The sequence below is a fragment of the Glutamicibacter mishrai genome (assembly GCF_012221945.1).
Classification (GTDB): Bacteria; Actinomycetota; Actinomycetes; order Actinomycetales; family Micrococcaceae; genus Glutamicibacter; species Glutamicibacter mishrai.
In genome coordinates this window covers 789107-806084 of the sequence record NZ_CP032549.1, presented here as the reverse complement: position 1 = coordinate 806084, position 16978 = coordinate 789107, and the positions used below count along the sequence as shown (strand labels likewise).

The 16978-nt window shown below is 59.9% G+C and carries 15 protein-coding genes; 6 read left to right on the top strand and 9 right to left on the bottom strand.

Annotation, left to right across the window (positions count from 1 at the left end; genetic code table 11):
• Positions 1–10: 10 nt before the first annotated feature.
• From purF to D3791_RS03850, 4 genes are all read right to left on the bottom strand, one after another.
• Complete coding sequence (purF, locus tag D3791_RS03865; protein WP_172511329.1) at positions 11–1534, bottom strand: amidophosphoribosyltransferase; 1524 nt, start codon at positions 1532–1534, stop codon at positions 11–13.
• Between the two features lie 104 nt (positions 1535–1638).
• Positions 1639–1917 carry a hypothetical protein gene (locus D3791_RS03860; protein WP_022874292.1) on the bottom strand — a complete coding sequence of 93 codons (279 nt, stop codon included), beginning with the start codon at positions 1915–1917 and terminating at the stop codon, positions 1639–1641.
• 52 nt (positions 1918–1969) lie between these two features.
• Positions 1970–2350 (bottom strand): sterol carrier family protein, encoded by a 381-nt coding sequence (locus tag D3791_RS03855; protein ID WP_081638022.1) that lies wholly within the window; start codon positions 2348–2350, stop codon positions 1970–1972.
• An 81-nt stretch (positions 2351–2431) separates the two neighbouring features.
• On the bottom strand, positions 2432–3394 hold the full coding sequence (locus tag D3791_RS03850; RefSeq protein ID WP_172511328.1) for an asparaginase: 963 nt from the start codon (positions 3392–3394) through the stop codon (positions 2432–2434).
• A gap of 148 nt (positions 3395–3542) precedes the next feature.
• On the opposite strand from D3791_RS03850, the gene purD reads away from it, so the two are divergent.
• Positions 3543–4829 carry a phosphoribosylamine--glycine ligase gene (gene purD / locus D3791_RS03845; protein WP_172512891.1) on the top strand — a complete coding sequence of 429 codons (1287 nt, stop codon included), beginning with the start codon at positions 3543–3545 and terminating at the stop codon, positions 4827–4829.
• A gap of 15 nt (positions 4830–4844) precedes the next feature.
• On the top strand, positions 4845–5750 hold the full coding sequence (locus D3791_RS03840) for a phosphoribosylaminoimidazolesuccinocarboxamide synthase (RefSeq protein ID WP_022874289.1): 906 nt from the start codon (positions 4845–4847) through the stop codon (positions 5748–5750).
• A gap of 81 nt (positions 5751–5831) precedes the next feature.
• Here the strand turns inward: D3791_RS03840 and D3791_RS03835 are convergent, their stop codons facing one another.
• The 4 genes from D3791_RS03835 to D3791_RS03820 form a co-directional block, all read right to left on the bottom strand.
• Entirely contained in the window at positions 5832–7640 is a 1809-nt protein-coding gene (locus tag D3791_RS03835; RefSeq protein ID WP_172511327.1) for an ABC transporter ATP-binding protein, read from the bottom strand.
• A gap of 2 nt (positions 7641–7642) precedes the next feature.
• Complete coding sequence (locus D3791_RS03830; RefSeq protein ID WP_246242308.1) at positions 7643–9460, bottom strand: ABC transporter ATP-binding protein; 1818 nt, start codon at positions 9458–9460, stop codon at positions 7643–7645.
• A gap of 172 nt (positions 9461–9632) precedes the next feature.
• Entirely contained in the window at positions 9633–10586 is a 954-nt protein-coding gene (locus D3791_RS03825; protein ID WP_172511325.1) for a metallophosphoesterase, read from the bottom strand.
• A 135-nt stretch (positions 10587–10721) separates the two neighbouring features.
• A complete protein-coding gene (locus D3791_RS03820; RefSeq protein WP_172511324.1) occupies positions 10722–13148 on the bottom strand; it encodes a transglycosylase domain-containing protein in 2427 nt (808 codons plus the stop codon).
• A 37-nt stretch (positions 13149–13185) separates the two neighbouring features.
• Here D3791_RS03820 and sp36 point away from each other — a divergent pair, with 37 nt between their 5' ends.
• The 3 genes from sp36 (at position 13186) to D3791_RS03810 (ending at position 14826) form a co-directional block, all read left to right on the top strand.
• Positions 13186–13341: a Sp36 family protein gene (sp36, locus tag D3791_RS16950; protein ID WP_098945512.1), complete on the top strand. Its 156-nt coding sequence runs from the start codon at positions 13186–13188 to the stop codon at positions 13339–13341.
• Positions 13342–13373: 32 nt separating this feature from the next.
• Complete coding sequence (locus tag D3791_RS03815; RefSeq protein ID WP_022874284.1) at positions 13374–13850, top strand: RidA family protein; 477 nt, start codon at positions 13374–13376, stop codon at positions 13848–13850.
• Positions 13851–13911: 61 nt separating this feature from the next.
• Positions 13912–14826, top strand: a complete 915-nt coding sequence (locus D3791_RS03810; protein ID WP_022874283.1) for an NUDIX hydrolase — start codon at positions 13912–13914, stop codon at positions 14824–14826.
• 77 nt (positions 14827–14903) lie between these two features.
• Here the strand turns inward: D3791_RS03810 and D3791_RS03805 are convergent, their stop codons facing one another.
• Complete coding sequence (locus D3791_RS03805; protein ID WP_022874282.1) at positions 14904–15581, bottom strand: Crp/Fnr family transcriptional regulator; 678 nt, start codon at positions 15579–15581, stop codon at positions 14904–14906.
• Positions 15582–15785: 204 nt separating this feature from the next.
• Here D3791_RS03805 and D3791_RS03800 point away from each other — a divergent pair, with 204 nt between their 5' ends.
• Positions 15786–16976 (top strand): MarP family serine protease, encoded by a 1191-nt coding sequence (locus D3791_RS03800; RefSeq protein ID WP_022874281.1) that lies wholly within the window; start codon positions 15786–15788, stop codon positions 16974–16976.
• Positions 16977–16978: the final 2 nt, after the last annotated feature.

Sequence of the window (16978 nt, the reverse complement as noted above, 5' to 3'; positions counted from 1 at the left end):
GAGAAGGGGATTAGCTGACGTTTTCGAATTCGGAATCCGGGCCGGGCTCGCAACCTGGCTGGTTGCTGCGCTCCAGCAGGTTCTTGCCACGGCGTTCCTCATGCGGCAACGCGATCGGGTAGTCACCGGTGAAGCACGCGGTGCACAGGCGCTCGCGTGGCTGGCGGGTGGCTTCGATCATGCCATCTTCCGAGATGTAAGCCAGCGAGTCCGCCCCAATGGAGGTCGCGATCTCATCCACGGCAGCGCCGTTGGCAATCAGCTCGGCGCGCGAAGCGAAGTCGATGCCGTAGAAGCAAGGCCACTTCACCGGAGGCGAGGAGATCTTCACATGCACCTCGGAGGCGCCTGCTTCGCGCAGCATGCGCACCACAGCGCGCTGGGTGTTGCCGCGAACGATCGAGTCATCCACGACCACTACGCGCTTGCCGCGCAGCACGGTCTCCAGGGCGTTGAGCTTGAGCTTGATGCCCAGCTGGCGCAGGGTCTGCGAAGGCTGGATGAAGGTACGGCCCACATAGGCGTTCTTCACGAAGCCGTGGGTGAAGGGAATGCCGGATTCCTCCGCGTAGCCGATGGCCGCCGGGGTGCCGGATTCTGGAACCGGGATGACGATGTCGGCTTCAGCGTTGTTCTCGCGGGCCAGCTGGCGGCCCATTTCCACGCGGGACTCGTAGACCGAGCGGCCGGCGATGGCGGCATCCGGGCGAGCCAGGTAGACGTATTCGAAAACGCAGCCCTTGGGGGTGGCGTCGGCGAAGCGGTTGGAGCGCACGCCGTTTTCATCGATGGCGATCATTTCGCCTGGCTCGATTTCGCGGATGAACGATGCGCCCACGGTAGCCAGTGCAGGCTGCTCGGAAGCGACAACCCAGCCGCGGTTCAAACGGCCCAGAACCAGCGGGCGTACGCCGTGCGGATCGCGGGCTGCATAGAGGGTGTCTTCGTTCATGAATACGAAGCAGAAGGCGCCCTGGATTTTCGGCAGAAGTTCCAGCGCGGTTTCTTCCAGCGACTGGCCCTCAACGCCGGCCAGCAGGGCGGTGACCAAAGCGGTGTCGGTGGTGTTTCCCTGGGCGATTTCGCCGCGGACCTTGCCGCCTTCGGCCTGCTGCTTGGCGAGAACCATGTCAGCGAGGTCGGCGGAGTTGGTGAGGTTGCCGTTGTGGGCCAGAGCCACGGTGCCGGTCTGGGTCGGGCCCAGGGTTGGCTGCGCGTTGGCCCAGTGGCTGGCACCGGTGGTGGAGTAGCGGCAGTGGCCGACAGCCAGCTGGCCGTGCATGGAGTTCAAGGTGTTCTCGTCGAACACCTGGGAGACCAGGCCCATGTCCTTGTAGACGTTGATACGGGCACCATCGCTGGTTGCAATGCCAGCCGATTCCTGCCCGCGGTGCTGCAGTGCGTACAGACCGTAGTAGGTCAGTTTTGCAACCTCTTCGCCGGGAGCCCAAACGCCGAAAACGCCGCATTCATCCTGCGGCCCCTTCTCGCCTGGAAGCAGGTCGTGATTTAAGAATCCATCGCCACGCGCCATGTCAGTTATTCTCTCATGTTCTGGTTTGGTCGACACCGACCGTTTGTGTGGTGGTGGCGGCCAGGTGCGCGGCCGCCCGCTTTTCAGTGGAAGGGAAAAGCTGCCTAGCCTGGTTGTCCGCTGGTGTCAGTGTCCTCGGCCAGAGGAACTGCCAGATGCTTGGTGGATTTGCGCGAGGTGAAGCGATCGATGATCACGAACACCAGCGCACCGATACCCACACCTAGTCCAGCGCCGAACATCGCGAAGAATCCGGAAGCTGACGCACGGGTGTACTCCTGCGAAGGCTCGCCGAGCAAGCCAATGACCAGGCCAACCAGAGCGCCGAGTACGGCGAAGGTCAGAATGAATGGCCAGAATTTAGGTGCCGAGTGAATTTGCACTTCGACACTTTGATCTGCAGATGTCGGGGTAGCGGGGTGTTGCTCCATACCCTTAAGCGTACTCAATAAGTGGTAGGTGCGCGGACAAGTCTGCCCTAAGTCCAGAAGCATGCAATTGCCCAGTTTGCAGGGCATCCGCCCATGAGGTTCGCCCGGTCGCCAGGCAAAGCCATAATTCAGCAGGCATTTCGACCACATTCGGCGGGGTGCCTCGGGTATGCCGGGGGCCAGCTATGCACTGAGTCACACCAAAGGGAGGGATGCGCACCTCGACCGAATTGCCCTCGGCACGAGAGGCTAATTCCTCCAGCAGGTAGCGAACTGCCATGGCTAACACCGGACGGGCTATTTTTCCTTGTCCTTGCGTAGTTCCAGCCCACTCGCGGACCGCTGCACGACCAGCGCTTTCATCAACGCGTCGCTTGATTGCCATTTAGTGATTCATCTCTTTCCTTCGATGACATAAAACTGTCACATTCACCTGTTGCAATGGCTTGAAGCCAGGCAGTGAAAATCAGAAATCTGTCCCAGCCAACTGTAGTCCAGCGGCACGTGCCCCGGCAGTGGCGCCCGCTGGCTGCAATTGCACGCGCAATTCGCGGTAGGGAGTTTCCTCGATGGCGTCGAATTTGCGCAAGAGCGACAGGGCCAGAAGATCGGTGCCGCGGGCGGAGCCGTCGAGCATCTTGATGGCTACGGTCACCCCGCTCGGCGCCGCCACGGCCAGCGCGCCCTCGGCGCCCAGCTTGGCGATGGCCCCGGTCCGCCTGATGACTTCCGTATTGGGATGGCCCTTGCCTCGAACGGCCCAAGGGTGGTGTCGCATCGCGTCGACAACGCGTTGCGCCTCCGCCTGCTGTGACACGACAAGTTGCCTGAAGCCCTGGGCGAGGCTCTGCAGCGACATTTGGACAGCTGGGGCCCCGCAGCCATCGATGCCCGTGAAATGGATCGGCCCGCAGAACTCTTCGAGGACCGCGTGGGCCGTCTGCTGGACCGGATGAACCGGATCCAGATAGCTGGCAGTCTCAGAGCCCAAGGCTTTTGCCGCGAGCAGGAATCCTGCGTGCTTGCCCGAGCAGTTGAAAGCCAACGCGGATTTGGGCAATTGCTCAAGGGTCATTTGGGTCCTGGTTGCCGAATCAACGGGCCAGGATTGCGGACATTGGAGATCAGAAGCATCCAAACCACCGGCCTGGAGCATCGCGCGGGCTACGTCCTGGTGCTCGAAAGTGCCGACGTGGCTTGCGCAGGCCAGGGCCACCTGCACGTCCGTGAGTGCGACGCCGCATCGTAATGAGGCAATCGCCTGGAAGGGCTTGACGGCAGATCGCGGGAAGATTAAAGCGTCAGGGTTTCCCAGCGACAAAAGTGGTGAGCCGTCCGGATCCAGGACCACCGCGACCCCATAGTGCCGTGACTCGGTGACGCCATTGCGGCTCACTTGCACTAACTGCGAGCAATCGGAAATATCCACGGATCGGTCCATTCCCTCAGTTTATTCATGCGGAGTGGCCCTTGCCCATCGGCATGGGGCAAAGCTGTTGCCGGTGCGGTTCACAGGACAGGTCCAACCGATGTCACAGACAGCATCCGCCCGCGAATTCTCCGGTAAACTCGGCCGGGTGAAGGTACTGGTTATTGGCCCAGGCGGCCGTGAGCATGCAATTGTCCGAGCACTGAGTGCAGACCCCTACGTCAAAGAAGTCCATTGCGCACCCGGCAACGCCGGCATCGCACAGGACGTCACCACCCACAACATCGACGCGCAGGATCCTGCCGCAGTTCTCGCCCTGGCCCGCGAACTGGCCAGCGACCTGGTAGTTGTCGGTCCAGAAGCGCCACTGGCAGCCGGTGTCTCCGATGCCCTGATCGAAGCCGGCATCCCGGTCTTCGGCCCGACCAAGGCAGCAGCCCAGCTTGAGGCTTCCAAGGCATTCGCCAAGAACGTGATGGCTGCCGCGGAAGTCCCGACCGCTATGGCACACGTTGCCACCAACCGCGACGAAGCTGCCAGCGCGCTGGATGACTTCGGAGCTCCGTACGTCGTGAAGGACGATGGCTTGGCCGCAGGCAAGGGAGTCGTGGTCACCTCGGACCGCGATGAGGCCCTGGAACACGCAGAAGCCTGCTTCGCAGCCGGCGGCACCGTGGTCATCGAAGAATTCCTCGACGGGCCAGAAGTTTCCCTGTTCGTGATCTGCGACGGCAAGCACGCCGTTCCGCTGTCTCCTGCGCAGGACTTCAAGCGCATCTTCGACAATGACGAGGGCCCGAACACCGGCGGCATGGGTGCCTACTCGCCGCTTGAATGGCTGCCGGAGAACTTCGTTGACGAAGTCATGGAACGCGTCGCCTACCCGACCCTGCGTGAAATGGAAAAGCGCGGCACCCCATTCACCGGCGTGCTGTACTGCGGCTTGGCCGTGACCAAGCGCGGCATCCGTGTCATCGAATTCAACGCACGCTTCGGCGACCCGGAAACCCAGGCAGTCCTTGCCCGCCTGAAGACCCCATTGGGCGGCGTATTGCTGGCTGCTGCCAAGGGCCAGCTTGATGATGCCGAACAGCTGAACTGGTCGCCGCTTACCGCAGTTGATGTTGTCATCGCCGCTGAGAACTACCCGGACACCCCGGTGAAGGGCGCAGTGATTTCCGGGCTGGATGCCGCGAACGCGCTGGAGAACGTGCACGTGATGCATGCTGGCACCTCCACCGATGCAGACGGCAACATCATTGTTTCCGGAGGACGCGTGCTTGCAGTGGTTGGCCTGGGAGATGACCTGGCAGCTGCCCGCAAAGCGGCCTATGCAGGCGTAGCCGAGATCAGCTGGGATGGTGCCCAATCGCGCACCGATATCGCGCTGAAGGCCGAACGCGGCGAAATTGTCGTCGCAGATCAAAGCAAGTAAGAGGACCAGATATTTATGGCAGGATTCCAGACCGAAGTTCTCGACCTTGAAGGTTGGGACCACTTCTACTCGGGCAAGGTTCGAGACCTCTACGTGCCGGCCGGCACGAGCTTCGAGGATACCGACCGCGTGCTGGTCGTCGCTTCAGACCGCATCAGCGCCTACGATTTTGTGCTCACCAGCGAGATCCCGGATAAGGGCAAGGTCCTGACCCAGCTGAGCCTGTGGTGGTTCGAGCAGCTGGGCGACTTCGCCAACCACGTGATCTCCACCGATGTTCCAGAAGCCGTGGCCGGGCGTGCCATGGTCTGCAAGAAGCTGGAAATGTACCCGATCGAATGCATCGCTCGCGGATATCTCACCGGTTCGGGCCTGGCTGAGTACAAGGTTTCCAAGACCGTGTGCAGCCTGCCATTGCCTGAAGGCCTGGTGGATGGCTCCCGCCTGGAGCCTGCGTTGTTCACCCCATCGGCGAAGGCCGAGGTAGGGGAGCACGACGAGAACATCACTTATGAGCAGACCGTTGAGCGCGTTGGCAAGGACGTTGCCGAGGCGCTGCGCGAGAAGACCGTGGCTCTTTACGAGCAGGCTGAGCAGATTGCCCGCGCCCGCGGCATCATCTTGGCTGACACCAAGGTCGAGTTCGGCGCAGATCCAGCCACGGGCGAAGTCACCTTGGGCGATGAAGTGTTGACCCCGGACTCCTCGCGTTTCTGGGACGCAGAGGCCTATCAGCCAGGCCAAGCCCAGCCGAGCTTCGATAAGCAGTTCGTGCGCGACTGGTTGACCAGCGACGCATCGGGCTGGGACAAGAACTCCGGCGAGCAGCCACCGCAGCTTCCCGCTGAGATTGTCGAGAAGACCCGTGCCCGGTACATCGAAGCTTATGAACGCCTGACCGGCCAGAGCTTCACTGCCTAGTTCTGGCGGTACGCATATAGGCAGCCCCTGGTGGCTCAGAAATTTTCTGAGCCGCCAGGGGCTGCTTCTATCTGGGCTTGCCTAGACCAGCGAATCCTTCCATGCCTTGTGCAATGCGGCGAAGTGGCCGTCATCGGCAATCAATTGCTGTGGCGTGCCATCCTCTGCGATCTTGCCATCGTGGACTACTAGGACGCGGTCAGCGATTTGAACCGTCGAGAGGCGGTGGGCGATGATCAACGCCGTGCGATTGCCAAGCAACGTCTGCAGGCCGCGCTGGACAGCACGCTCCGAAGGGATATCAAGGGAGCTGGTCGCTTCATCCAGGATCAAGACCGCGGGATCGGCCAAGAAAGCGCGGGCGAAGGAGATCAGCTGTCGTTGTCCGGCGGATACCCGGCCGCCTCGCTTATTCACATCGGTGTCGTAGCCCTCGGGCAGATCCGTGATGAATTCGTGGGCTCCAACAGCGCGGGCTGCTGACTGAATGTCCTCAAGCGAAGCTCCGGGACGTCCCAACGCAATGTTTTCCGCAACCGAACCCGAGAAGAGGAACGCTTCCTGGGTCACCATGACCACATGCTGGCGCAGTTCCTTGTTGGACAGCTCCTTGATGGGCACTGAATCCAAATTCAATGTGCCTGAGCGCAGGTCATAGAAGCGAGCAATCAGCTTGGCGAGAGTTGATTTGCCGGCACCGGTTTGGCCCACGACAGCGACGGTCTGACCGGCTGGAATGTGCAGATCAAATTTGTCCATGATGATGGGTCCGTCTCCGTAGCCGAAGACTGCATCCTTGAAGTCCAGCTCGCCGGCCACCTTGCGAATGCTCTTGGGCTGTTCTGGCTCAAGCACGGTGGGTTCTTCTTCCAGGAGTCCTGAGACCTTTTCCAGGGCCGCAGTGGCGGACTGCAAGGAAGAGTAGAACATCGCAATGTGCTCAACGGGCTGGAAGAGCCTCTTGGAAGCCAAGAGGATGGCCACCATGGCACCAACTTCCATGGAGCCGTTGATGATGCGGAATCCGCCGTAGGCAAGAAGCGCTGCGACCGTGAGGTTGCCAATCAGGACCAGGCCCGGCTGCAAGATGCCGAAGAGGTTGAAAGAGCGCACCGAATTATCGCGGTACTTCTCAGCGATCTCTTGGTAGTTATCATCGTTGGCACGTTCGCGGCGGAAGGCCTTCACCGCGCGGATGCCGGTCATGGTTTCCACGAAAGTCGAAATGACTTTGGCGGAAACGACACGGGATTCACGGTACAAGACCTCGGAACGGCGCTGGTACCAGAAGAACAGGATGGCTACCGGGACGGCAGCGATGCAGACCACGAGCCCGCTTTGCCAGTCCAGAAGGAAAATCGAAATCAGCGTGAAAATGATGAAGACGCAGGAGGACGCCAATTCCGAGACACCCTGGTCCAAAAGCTCCCGCAGGGTTTCCAGATCAGAGGTCTGGCGGGAAATGATGCGTCCCGACGTATAGTTCTCATGGAATTCAAGACTGAGCCGCTGGGTGTGGCGGAACACCTGCTGGCGCAGATCCAGCAGCATGGCTTGCGAAATCTTTGCGGCGGAATTGATGTACCAGGCCAGCAAGACGCCGCTGAGAATCGCACACGCGATGTATCCCGCGCCGGTGATCCCCAAAGCGCCCCAGTTGCCCTCGCGGACTTGTGGCAGGGTCCAGTCGATGGCGAAGGCAATGATGATTGGCAACAGCACACGGGCCGCATTGGAAACCAGGACCAACACGACTGTGAGGATGAAGAGCTTTTTCTGCGGCAAGGCAAGGGCCGCGAGCAGGCGGAAGGAGCGCTGGCGCACGACCTTGCGTTCAGCAGCCGAAAGCTTGATGGAGTCTTCGTTGGCGACACCTAGTGGCTTACTCATCTTCAGGCCTCCTCGGTGGTTGATAGTTCTTCGTCATCCAGGCTGGCAATGACAAATCGGTAGTGTTCGTTGGTGCTTAACAGGTGGGTGTGGCTGCCCACCGCGTCAATGCGGCCATCGCGGAGCAATGCCACGCGGTCTGCCAGCATCACGGTGGAGGGGCGATGCGCCACGATCAGGGTGGTGGTTCCGGCGAGGACTTCGCGCAGCTTTTCGGTCACCCGTTCTTCGGTTCGCACGTCGAGTGCCGAGAGCGGGTCATCGAGCACCAGCACGCTCGGACGGGCCGCGATGGCGCGAGCCAGGGCGATACGCTGGCGCTGTCCGCCGGAGAGCGAGAGCCCTTCTTCCCCGATGAGCGTATCGACGCCCTGGGGCAGCGAGTAGGTGAAGTGGGCTTGGGCGACGTCCAGCGCCACAGCGAGCAGCGCTTCGCGTTCTTCCCCATCCAGGGACTCCGGCGCACCCAGCAGAACGTTGTCCCGAATGGTGGTGGAGAACAGCGTGGTGTCTTCGAAAGCCACCGCAATCTCGGTGCGCAGCTGATCGAGATCCCAGTCCTTGACGTTCTGCCCGTGGATCATGACCTCGCCGGCGGTCGCTTCATGCAACCGGGGAATCAGGTTCAGCAGGGTCGATTTGCCCGACCCGGTAATGCCCACCAGGGCCATGGTTTCGCCCGGGCGGATCTGCAGATCGATATCGGCCAGGATCGGCCGATGCGTTCCTGCGGTGTCGGGATAGGCAAAGCGCACATGGCGCAGGGCCACACTGCCATCACGCTGCTGCGGGATCTTGGGCTGTTCGGGGGAGACGATGTCGTTGGCCGCGTCCATGACTTCAAAGTGGCGGTCCAGCGCGGTCTTGGTGCTCAGTGTCATGCCCAGCAGCATGCCCATGCCTTCGACAGGCCCGGCGATGACGGCGGCGATCGCAAAGTACGCGACCAGGGATCCGACGCTCAAAGTGCCGTTGGCGACTTGGGCAATGCCGATGAACAGGCCGATGCCCAAAATGGTTTCCGGGACTGCGACGACGGTGAGCAGGAAGGTGGCCAGGGTTTTGGCTTTGGCGATTTCGGTTTCCTGCAGCGACTTGGCCTGGGTATTGAAGCCTTCGAAGATGTGCGGGCCGCGGCCAAAGGCCTTGATCACGCGGATGCCGTGCACGGATTCTTCCACCGCTGTGGCGAGATCGCCGGCTTGGTCTTGGCTCAGTCGGCTGGCAGCGCGGAATTTATTGCGGAAGCGGTAAGCCTGGATGGCGATGGGAATCGAGCCCAAAAGGTAGATCAATCCCAGAATCCACGAGTGGGTGAACATCAGGATCAAACCGGTAATGACCGTGACGGTTTCCACGACGAGCATCATCGCGCCGAAGGCCAGCCAGCGCCGCAGCAGCGAGAGATCCGACATGGAGCGCGAGAGCAGCTGGCCCGACCCCCAACGCTCGTGGAAGGCAACCGGGAGGCGCTGAAGGTGCCTGTAGAACCGGATGCGCATCTTTGTTTCCAAGCCGGCGGCAGGGGTCAGCACGAATTGGCGGCGCAGGTAGATCAGCAGTGCTTCAACGAAGCCCAAGGCGGCGACAATGGCAACGGAAATCCAGACCTCGGAGGAGGCTCCGTCTCGGTGCAGCACGGAGTTCACGAGCCATGCCAGCACCTGCGGGATGGCCAAGGCCACGATTCCGGCTCCGAGCGCACAGAGGAATCCGCAGAACAGCCGGGGGAGTATCGGCTTCACGAACGGGTAAAGCCGCTTCAGCGTTGCGGAGAGAGGAACCGGGTCCTTAGAGTCGACCTTTTGTGCTTGCGCCACGGTACCCCGCATTCATCCAGAAGTTAGACAGAGCTTCAGCTTACCGTCAGTGGTTGAGAGAATTCAATCAATTTCCTCATTTGGGAAAGAAATGCTTCAGATGAGCTTAAAGTGAATCCCGGCCCTGCACGATATTCCATGCAAGACCGGGATTCAGAAGATGATTTTGAGACTATTTGCGTCCGGTGAGGGTCACCAGAATTGCCTCTGGCGGACAGGCAAAGCGAATCGGCGCAAAGCGTGAGGTGCCCAATCCGGCGGAGACATTCAGGGGAACAGAGTTGCCTGCGTACTCCCAATCGCTCAGTCCACGGGCGCGCCACGTTGGTAGATCGCAATTGGAAACCAGCGCGCCGTAGCCCGGGATGCAGACCTGGCCGCCGTGGGTATGCCCGGCAAAGATGACATCGGCCTTCGCTTCTGTGAACTGGTCCAGGACCCGCTGGTATGGAGCGTGCGTCAACGCGATGCGAACATGGGGAGCCTGGTCGCTGGTCGAGGAACCGCGTGGCCAGCCTGCGAAGTGGTCCCGATTGATGTGCGGATCATCCACGCCGCTCAAGTCCAGTCGCAGCCCATTCAGGACCGTTGAATGCGAGCGGTTGGACATGTTCACCCAGCCGGCGGAGCCGAAGGCCCGATGCATGTCTTCGAAGGGAAGCTGGTCCCGCGAAGACGGGTTCGGGATGCCATCATTGCGCGCAAAGTACTTGAACGGGTTCTTGAGCTTGGGCGCGTAGTAGCAGTTGGACCCCGGAACGAAGGCGCCGGGGAAGGCCATGAGCGGCTCAAGGGCGTTGAGCAACGAAGGAATTGCCTTGCGGTGGCTGAGATTGTCGCCTGTGTTGATCACGAAGCCCGGCTTGAGATCAGCCAGTTCCCGCAGCCATTGGATCTTGGTTTCCTGTCCCGGAACCATATGGATATCAGAGAGGTGCAGTACCTTGATGTCGGCGGCACCTCGGGGCAGGATGCTCAGGGTTTCGCGGCGAAGCCCGAACTTCTGGGTCTCCAGCATGCCATAGCCAACGAGTGCACCGCCCAAGGCCAATGCGCCACCGGCCGCCAAGGCAGTTGTGCCAGCCGCATGACGTAGTGCTGCAGCAAATGTTTTGTGTTCAACCATGACCTGTTTGCCATCGTCCTTTCGTGCCCGGGGGCAACTTCTGGTGAAGTCCGCTATTGCCAATCTAAACCGAAAGGCCGCGTCCAACCAAAGTTGAACGCGGCCTTTCGCAGGAGCAGCTAGTTGGTCACCCGACTAATCGGAGGACTTTGGAGGCCTAGGCTTGGAAGACTTCTGTGATTTCTTCTTGTCTTCCTCAGCCTTTTTCTTTTCTGCGGCTTCCTTCTTTTCTTCGGCTTCCTTCTTTTCTTCGGCTTCCCGCTTCTCTTCTTCAGCCTTCTTCTTTTCTTCGGCTGCCTTGCGCTTAGCCTCAGCTTCTGCACGCGCTTCAGCTTCAGCCCGCGCGCGTGCCTCCGCGGCGGCCCGAGCCTTAGCAGCTGCTGCGTCTTCCTTTTCACCATCAGACATTGCGCCATCTGGAGTGTCCGGAACTACCGGAGCCGGACGTTTGCCAGCCTTGCCAAAGCCCTTGCGCTCGTATTGGAGGACTGCCTCCTCCATGAAGTCGACCCACAATGGGGCTGCATAGGTCGAAGAGTCAACCATTTTAGGAGCTTGCTCATCATTGATGATGGCGCCATGCAGCTGGTTCGTCTCGTTGGCGGCCTTGCCATTGAGGCGGCCTACCCAGGTAGCGGTCGCGATGCCGGTGGTGTAACCAACAAACCAGGTCGAGGTGGCGTAGTTGTTAGTACCGGTCTTGCCTGCGATCGGGCCTTCAACGCGACCCTTCGAAACACGCTTGGTAGCGATCTTCTTCAACGTGCCGTTAAGGTCTGCGACGTAGGCCGGATCGATTTCCTGCGAGCAGGTTTCCTGGGGAACCTTGTACTCGTTGTTGTCCTTGTCGACAACGCTGGTCATGGCGCGTGGCTTGCAGTACTCACCCTTGTTGGCGAAGGTCGCAAAAGCTGCTGCCTGCGAGAGCGGGGTGATGTTGGCAGAACCGATGATGAACGATGGGTTCGCAGGGCTAATCGGGCCCGGCTGGCCGTTATCGGCATCCTGATCCAAGACGCCCAAGCGCTTGGTGTAGTCAGCAATGGTGCACAAATCGGTGCGGAATGCTTCCTGAACGGTCGCGGTGTTGATGGACCAGTACAGGCCGGTATCAACGGTCATGCGGCGGTAGAAGCCAGGGGAAGCGTTTTTTGGCTCCCACTTGCTGCCTACTGTTGCGGTGCCACCAGGAAGGCAGGACGCGCGGAACTTGGTTCCGGGCTGGAAGGCCTGCTTCTTCGCATTGATGGTTTCGCTCATGCGGTTGCCCTCAGTGAGCCAACCCAAGGTCGTGTAAGGCTTCATGGTCGAGCCACCCTGGAAACCACCAGCGCCACCCTTCGAGCGTTCCACTGCGAAGTTGTAGTAGGTGCTTGAACCGGAGTTCTTGCTGTCCGGACCGTAGGTGGTGTTCTGTGCCATGGTCAAGATGTTGCCGGTGCCAGGCTGAACCGAAACGATCGACGAGTGGATGTCCTTGTTGGACTTGGCGTTCGGATCAATAGCCTTGCGAGCGTCGGCGGCAGCCTTCTTGTTCAGCTCGCTGTTCAAGGTGGTCTTGATCGTCAGGCCGCCACGGTACAGAAGACCTTCACGGTCTTCCTTGGTCTTGCCGTAAGTGTCGTCGCTGAGAATCAGGTTGACGACATAGTCACAGAAATATGCATTGTCCTGAGCGGAAGAGCAACCCGATGGGGAAGTGCTCGGCTTGAGTTCAAGCCCGGACTTCACCGCATCGTCGTATTCCTTCTTGTTGATCGCGCCGGTGCGGTACATGTTGCCCAGCACCTTGTTGCGGCGGTCAAGGGAACGCTCTGGATTGTTGATTGGGTTGTAGACATTCGGCAGCTGGACCATGCCGGCGAGCATGGCGGACTGCTGGACGTTCAAGTCCTTGGCATCAACGGAGTAGAAGCGCTGGGCTGCTGCCTGAACGCCGTACTCGCGACCCGAGAACAGCACCAGGTTCAGGTAGCCTTCAAGGATTTCGTCTTTGGACATTTCCTTTTCGATCGCCACCGCGTACTTGAGCTCGCGGATCTTTGCGGCGTAATCCTTCTGACCGGAAATGGTTGATTCCTCAGAGCCAGTGAGCTCCTGGTTGTTCACCAGAAGGTTGTTCACGTACTGCTGGGTCAGCGTCGATGCGCCCGAACGGGAAGACGAGGTGAGGTTTCCGACGACGGCACGGGCGATGCCCTTGGGATCAACACCCTTGTGCTCGTAGAAGCGTTCATCTTCCACGGAAACGATGGCCTTGCGCATGTACGGCGAAATGTCATTAATCTTCACGGGTTCGCGATTCTGCTGATAGAAATTCGCGATGGTCTTGCCGTTGGCGTCGAGGATCGTCGAAGGCTCCGAAATCGGAAGCTTTTCGAACGAGCTCGGAAGCGCGCTAACAATGTTGTTACCGGTGGTCAAACCGGTTTTTGCGATCGCCGCAACCGGCACGAGCATGCCTGCTGCGAGCACACCACACAGGGCGCTGATTCCGAAGAATGCAACGACTTTCCCAAGGGTGGTGGCGGTATCAAAAAAGGGGGACTTCTTGGCTGCCATACCCACTAGTTTACAAGGACGCGATAACGTATCCAGTATGACTAAATGGGAATACGCCACTTTGCCGCTTTTGATCCACGCAACAAAGCAGATTTTGGACCAATGGGGGGATGATGGTTGGGAGCTGGTAACCGTTGTTCCTGGCCCTAACGGTTCATCGCCAGTGGCATATATGAAGCGTCCAAAAGAGTAAACAAAACACACTTCCTTAAGGAGAGAAAGCCCATGCAAGATGCGACTTCCTCGCGTGTCGAAGCACGACTGACCGAACTGGGTTACACCCTGCCAGACGTTGCCAAGCCTGTTGCTGCATACCTGCCAGCAGTCACCACCGGCAATTATGTTTACACCTCCGGTCAGCTTCCGCTGATTAAGGGTGAACTCCCAGTTGTGGGAAAGGTCGGCGCTGAGGTTTCAGCAGAAGAAGCCAAGGCCCAGGCGCAGGTTGCCGCGTTGAACGCGCTGGCTGCCATCAAGTCCGAGATCGGTGACCTAGATCGCATTAAGCGCATCGTGAAGGTTGTCGGATTCGTGTCGTCGGCACCGGAGTTCACCGGACAGCCAGGAGTCATCAACGGCGCTTCCGAATTCTTCGGTGAAGTGCTCGGGGATGCAGGCCTGCATTCACGTTCCGCAGTGGGCGTTGCCGTGCTGCCACTGGACGCTCCCGTCGAGGTTGAGGTCATCGCGGAATTTGAGTAGTTCATTCCAGCTGCCTTCTATGCGGCCCGCCAAGGCTTTTCCTTGCGGGCCGCGTAGCGGCATGGTGCGCAGGATCTTTGAGCTGCCACCACACCAGATCCCCACAGCCGAGAATTGGTTCACCTTCGGCTCCCGCACGCCCAGGAGTCCGCGCCGCGCATCCTCGGTGTGCCTTGTAAGGGACTGTTCCAAAGGCGTGGAGACCTACCTGACGTTCCGGCCCGGCGGATCCCCGCTGGGCAACGTAGCCTTCCCGGGCGGCAGCCATGAAGCCAGCGACCGGGCCAGCTACCAGTGGTTCGGCCCGAGCCTGTCACAGTGGTCCAAGCGGATGGATGTCCTGGACCAGCAGCTGGTCCAAGCGCATATCGTGTGCGCCATTCGAGAGCTCTTCGAAGAAACCGGAATCCTGCTGGCCGGCACCGACGAGCAATCCATCGTCGAAATGGCTGATCCCGAAGAGTGGATGAGCGCCCGCGAAGCGATCGCGGGCCAGGATCTCTCCTTTGACGAATTTCTCCGCCGTCGCGGCCTGGGCCTGCGCACCGACTTGCTGCGCCCCGTCTCGCACTGGCTGAATCCCAACTTTGCCCTGCGCAGATTTGATACGTGGTACTTCGCTGCCACCGTCCCCAACCGCCAGGAACCGTCATTGCTTCGCGGCAAGGGCAAGTGGGGCCGCTGGCAAGTGGCCAGCAAGGTTCTGGCGCAACGCAACACCAGCGAGCTGGGTGATGAGGTGGGGCAGCCGAATACCGTGGGGCTGAATCTGTCGAGGATCAGCTATCCCGCGGTGGAAATGATGCTCGAAGCAATGTCCGACGCCAACGGAGTAGTCGCGTATTTGTCCCGGGCACGCTCCCTGGATTTGAAACATCCTGACTTATTGGTGCGTGACGGCATTTATTATCTGGAAGTTCTCGGCTCGATGAGCGCCGAATCATCCCGGCCATGGCAAGCTACCGCAGGCCATTAATCGTCAGCTAATTCAGCTTAAAAATAGTGTGGGCCGAATATCCAAAAGGATATTCGGCCCACACTATTTTGCTTGGGTTAGCGTGAACGCTGACGCAGACGCTGGATGTCCAGGATCACGACGGCGCGTGCTTCCAGGCGTAGCCAGCCGCGCTGAACGAATTCAGCCAAAGCCTTGTTTACGGTTTCACGCGATGCGCCAACCAGCTGAGCCAGCTCTTCCTGGGTCAGCTCGTGAGCTACCAGGATGCCGTCGGTTGCCGGGCGGCCGAAGCGGTCGGCAAGATCAAGCAGAGCCTTGGCAACACGGCCAGGAACATCGGAGAAGACCAAGTCCGCGAGGGACTCGTTGGTGCGACGCAGACGGGCAGCCAGAGCCTGCAGCAGCTGGATCGAGACCTCAGGGGAGTTCAGGATCGCCTTGCGCATGTTCTCGTGGCTCAGACCAGCCAGTCGGGTTTCCGACACAGCGGTTGCCGTTGCATTGCGTGGGTGTGGATCGAATAGGGCCATCTCGCCGAACAGTTCGCCTGGGCCAAGAACAGCAATCAGGTTTTCGCGACCATCCGAAGAGGTGCGACCCAGCTTGATCTTGCCCGAAACGATGAAGTACAGGCGGTCGCCCTGATCGCCTTCACGGAACACCGATGCACCGCGGGACAGATCAACCTCGGTCAATTCTTCGGTGAGCGCGGCGAATACTTCATCACCAAGCGACGCAAACAGTGGCGCGCGACGCAGTACCTCGATATCCATTAAATCTCCTGTCAACAGTAGTAGGCGCTTACTTCATTGTGCCGTATTCAGTAACAATGTGACAGTTTCCACACGTGGTTTTACCGAGAAAATGTTGAACGTCACGCTCATTCGGCCAAAACTCGCGAATATGCTCGCAGAAATCCATCAGCTTCTAAGGGTACCTTGGGTTAATACAAAGTACTTGAACGCATTGGAGTCTTGGTGCTCGGAATTTTCAGCTGGCTCGACGTAGTCATCTGCGCTGTTTTGCTGACCTTTTTCATCATCGGACTCCGCCGCGGTTTCCTTTTGACCGTAGGCGACATGGTGGGCCTCATCCTGGGAGGCGTTGCAGCGTTCTTCGCCATCCCGCTGGTTTCCACCTTCGCGACTAATCCCTGGTGGCGTGTCGCGCTGATGGTCGCCACCGCGGCCGTGCTGATCATCCTGGGCCAGGCACTTGGCCGGGTCATCGCCACCCGCATCCGGCACTGGATGAATGTCGACTTCCTGCGCTCCGCTGACCGCTTCGCCGGTGGCGTGCTCTCGGTGCTGATTACCGCCACAATCATTGGGGCGCTGGCCTTTTCCACCTCCAGCATGGGCATCCCGCGACTGTCCTTGGAGATCGGCAAGTCCAACTTGATCAAGGGGATTCGCTCAGCCACCCCGGCCTTCGTTAACTCGGCGATTTCCACCGCCCGCTCCAAGGTCATCGCCGAAACCCTGCCGGCGTTTCTGGAGCCCTTCGCGCCATCGGTGGACCAGCCGGTGGACACCCATTGGGAGGCTTCGGACCTGCAGCGAGCCGCCGCGCAATCGGCAGCCAAGGTCTCGGGCACCGCGGTGCAGTGCGGCGTGAACCTGACCGGTTCCGGCTTTGTCGTGGCACCCGAAATGGTGATGACCAACGCCCATGTCGTAGCCGGTTTAGGCTCCGCCACAGTGGAGACAGGTCGTGACGAAGTTCACCGCGGAAAAGTGGTTTATTTCGATCCCGAGACCGATATTGCGCTGCTTTACGTGCAGGGTCTTGAAACTCCGGCCATCGATTTGGCCGATGATGATCTGACCCGCGGGGATGCCGCTGCGTTCATCGGCTACCCGGCAGGTGGCCCGCAGCAGATCCGCAGCGCGTTTATCGCCTCGCGGGCCAATGTCTCCATTGCCAACATCTACGGCACCGATCCGTCGCGGATCTCCGTCTACCAGCTCACCGCCGAAGTAGCCCAGGGCAATTCCGGGGGACCGCTGCTGGATGAAAGCGGCGACGCGGTCGGATTGATCTTCGCCAAGTCTCGCAGCGACGAACAGGTCGGCTTCGCGCTGAGCCTCGAAGAGATGGAACGCGCCATGGAGCTAGGCGGCTCGCAGCGCAGCACGGTGAAAACCGGGGACTGCATCGCCAACTAGCC

What these genes read in the sequence shown, in the direction of transcription:
- purF (WP_172511329.1), bottom strand. Translation starts at nt 1,534, where the DNA reads ATGGCGCGTGGCGATGGATTCTTAAATCACGACCTGCTTCCAGGCGAG.
- D3791_RS03855 (WP_081638022.1), bottom strand. Translation starts at nt 2,350, where the DNA reads ATGGCAATCAAGCGACGCGTTGATGAAAGCGCTGGTCGTGCAGCGGTC.
- D3791_RS03840 (WP_022874289.1), top strand. Translation starts at nt 4,845, where the DNA reads ATGGCAGGATTCCAGACCGAAGTTCTCGACCTTGAAGGTTGGGACCAC.
- D3791_RS03835 (WP_172511327.1), bottom strand. Translation starts at nt 7,640, where the DNA reads ATGAGTAAGCCACTAGGTGTCGCCAACGAAGACTCCATCAAGCTTTCG.
- D3791_RS03825 (WP_172511325.1), bottom strand. Translation starts at nt 10,586, where the DNA reads ATGGTTGAACACAAAACATTTGCTGCAGCACTACGTCATGCGGCTGGC.
- D3791_RS03820 (WP_172511324.1), bottom strand. Translation starts at nt 13,148, where the DNA reads ATGGCAGCCAAGAAGTCCCCCTTTTTTGATACCGCCACCACCCTTGGG.
- sp36 (WP_098945512.1), top strand. Translation starts at nt 13,186, where the DNA reads ATGACTAAATGGGAATACGCCACTTTGCCGCTTTTGATCCACGCAACA.
- D3791_RS03815 (WP_022874284.1), top strand. Translation starts at nt 13,374, where the DNA reads ATGCAAGATGCGACTTCCTCGCGTGTCGAAGCACGACTGACCGAACTG.
- D3791_RS03810 (WP_022874283.1), top strand. Translation starts at nt 13,912, where the DNA reads ATGGTGCGCAGGATCTTTGAGCTGCCACCACACCAGATCCCCACAGCC.
- D3791_RS03805 (WP_022874282.1), bottom strand. Translation starts at nt 15,581, where the DNA reads ATGGATATCGAGGTACTGCGTCGCGCGCCACTGTTTGCGTCGCTTGGT.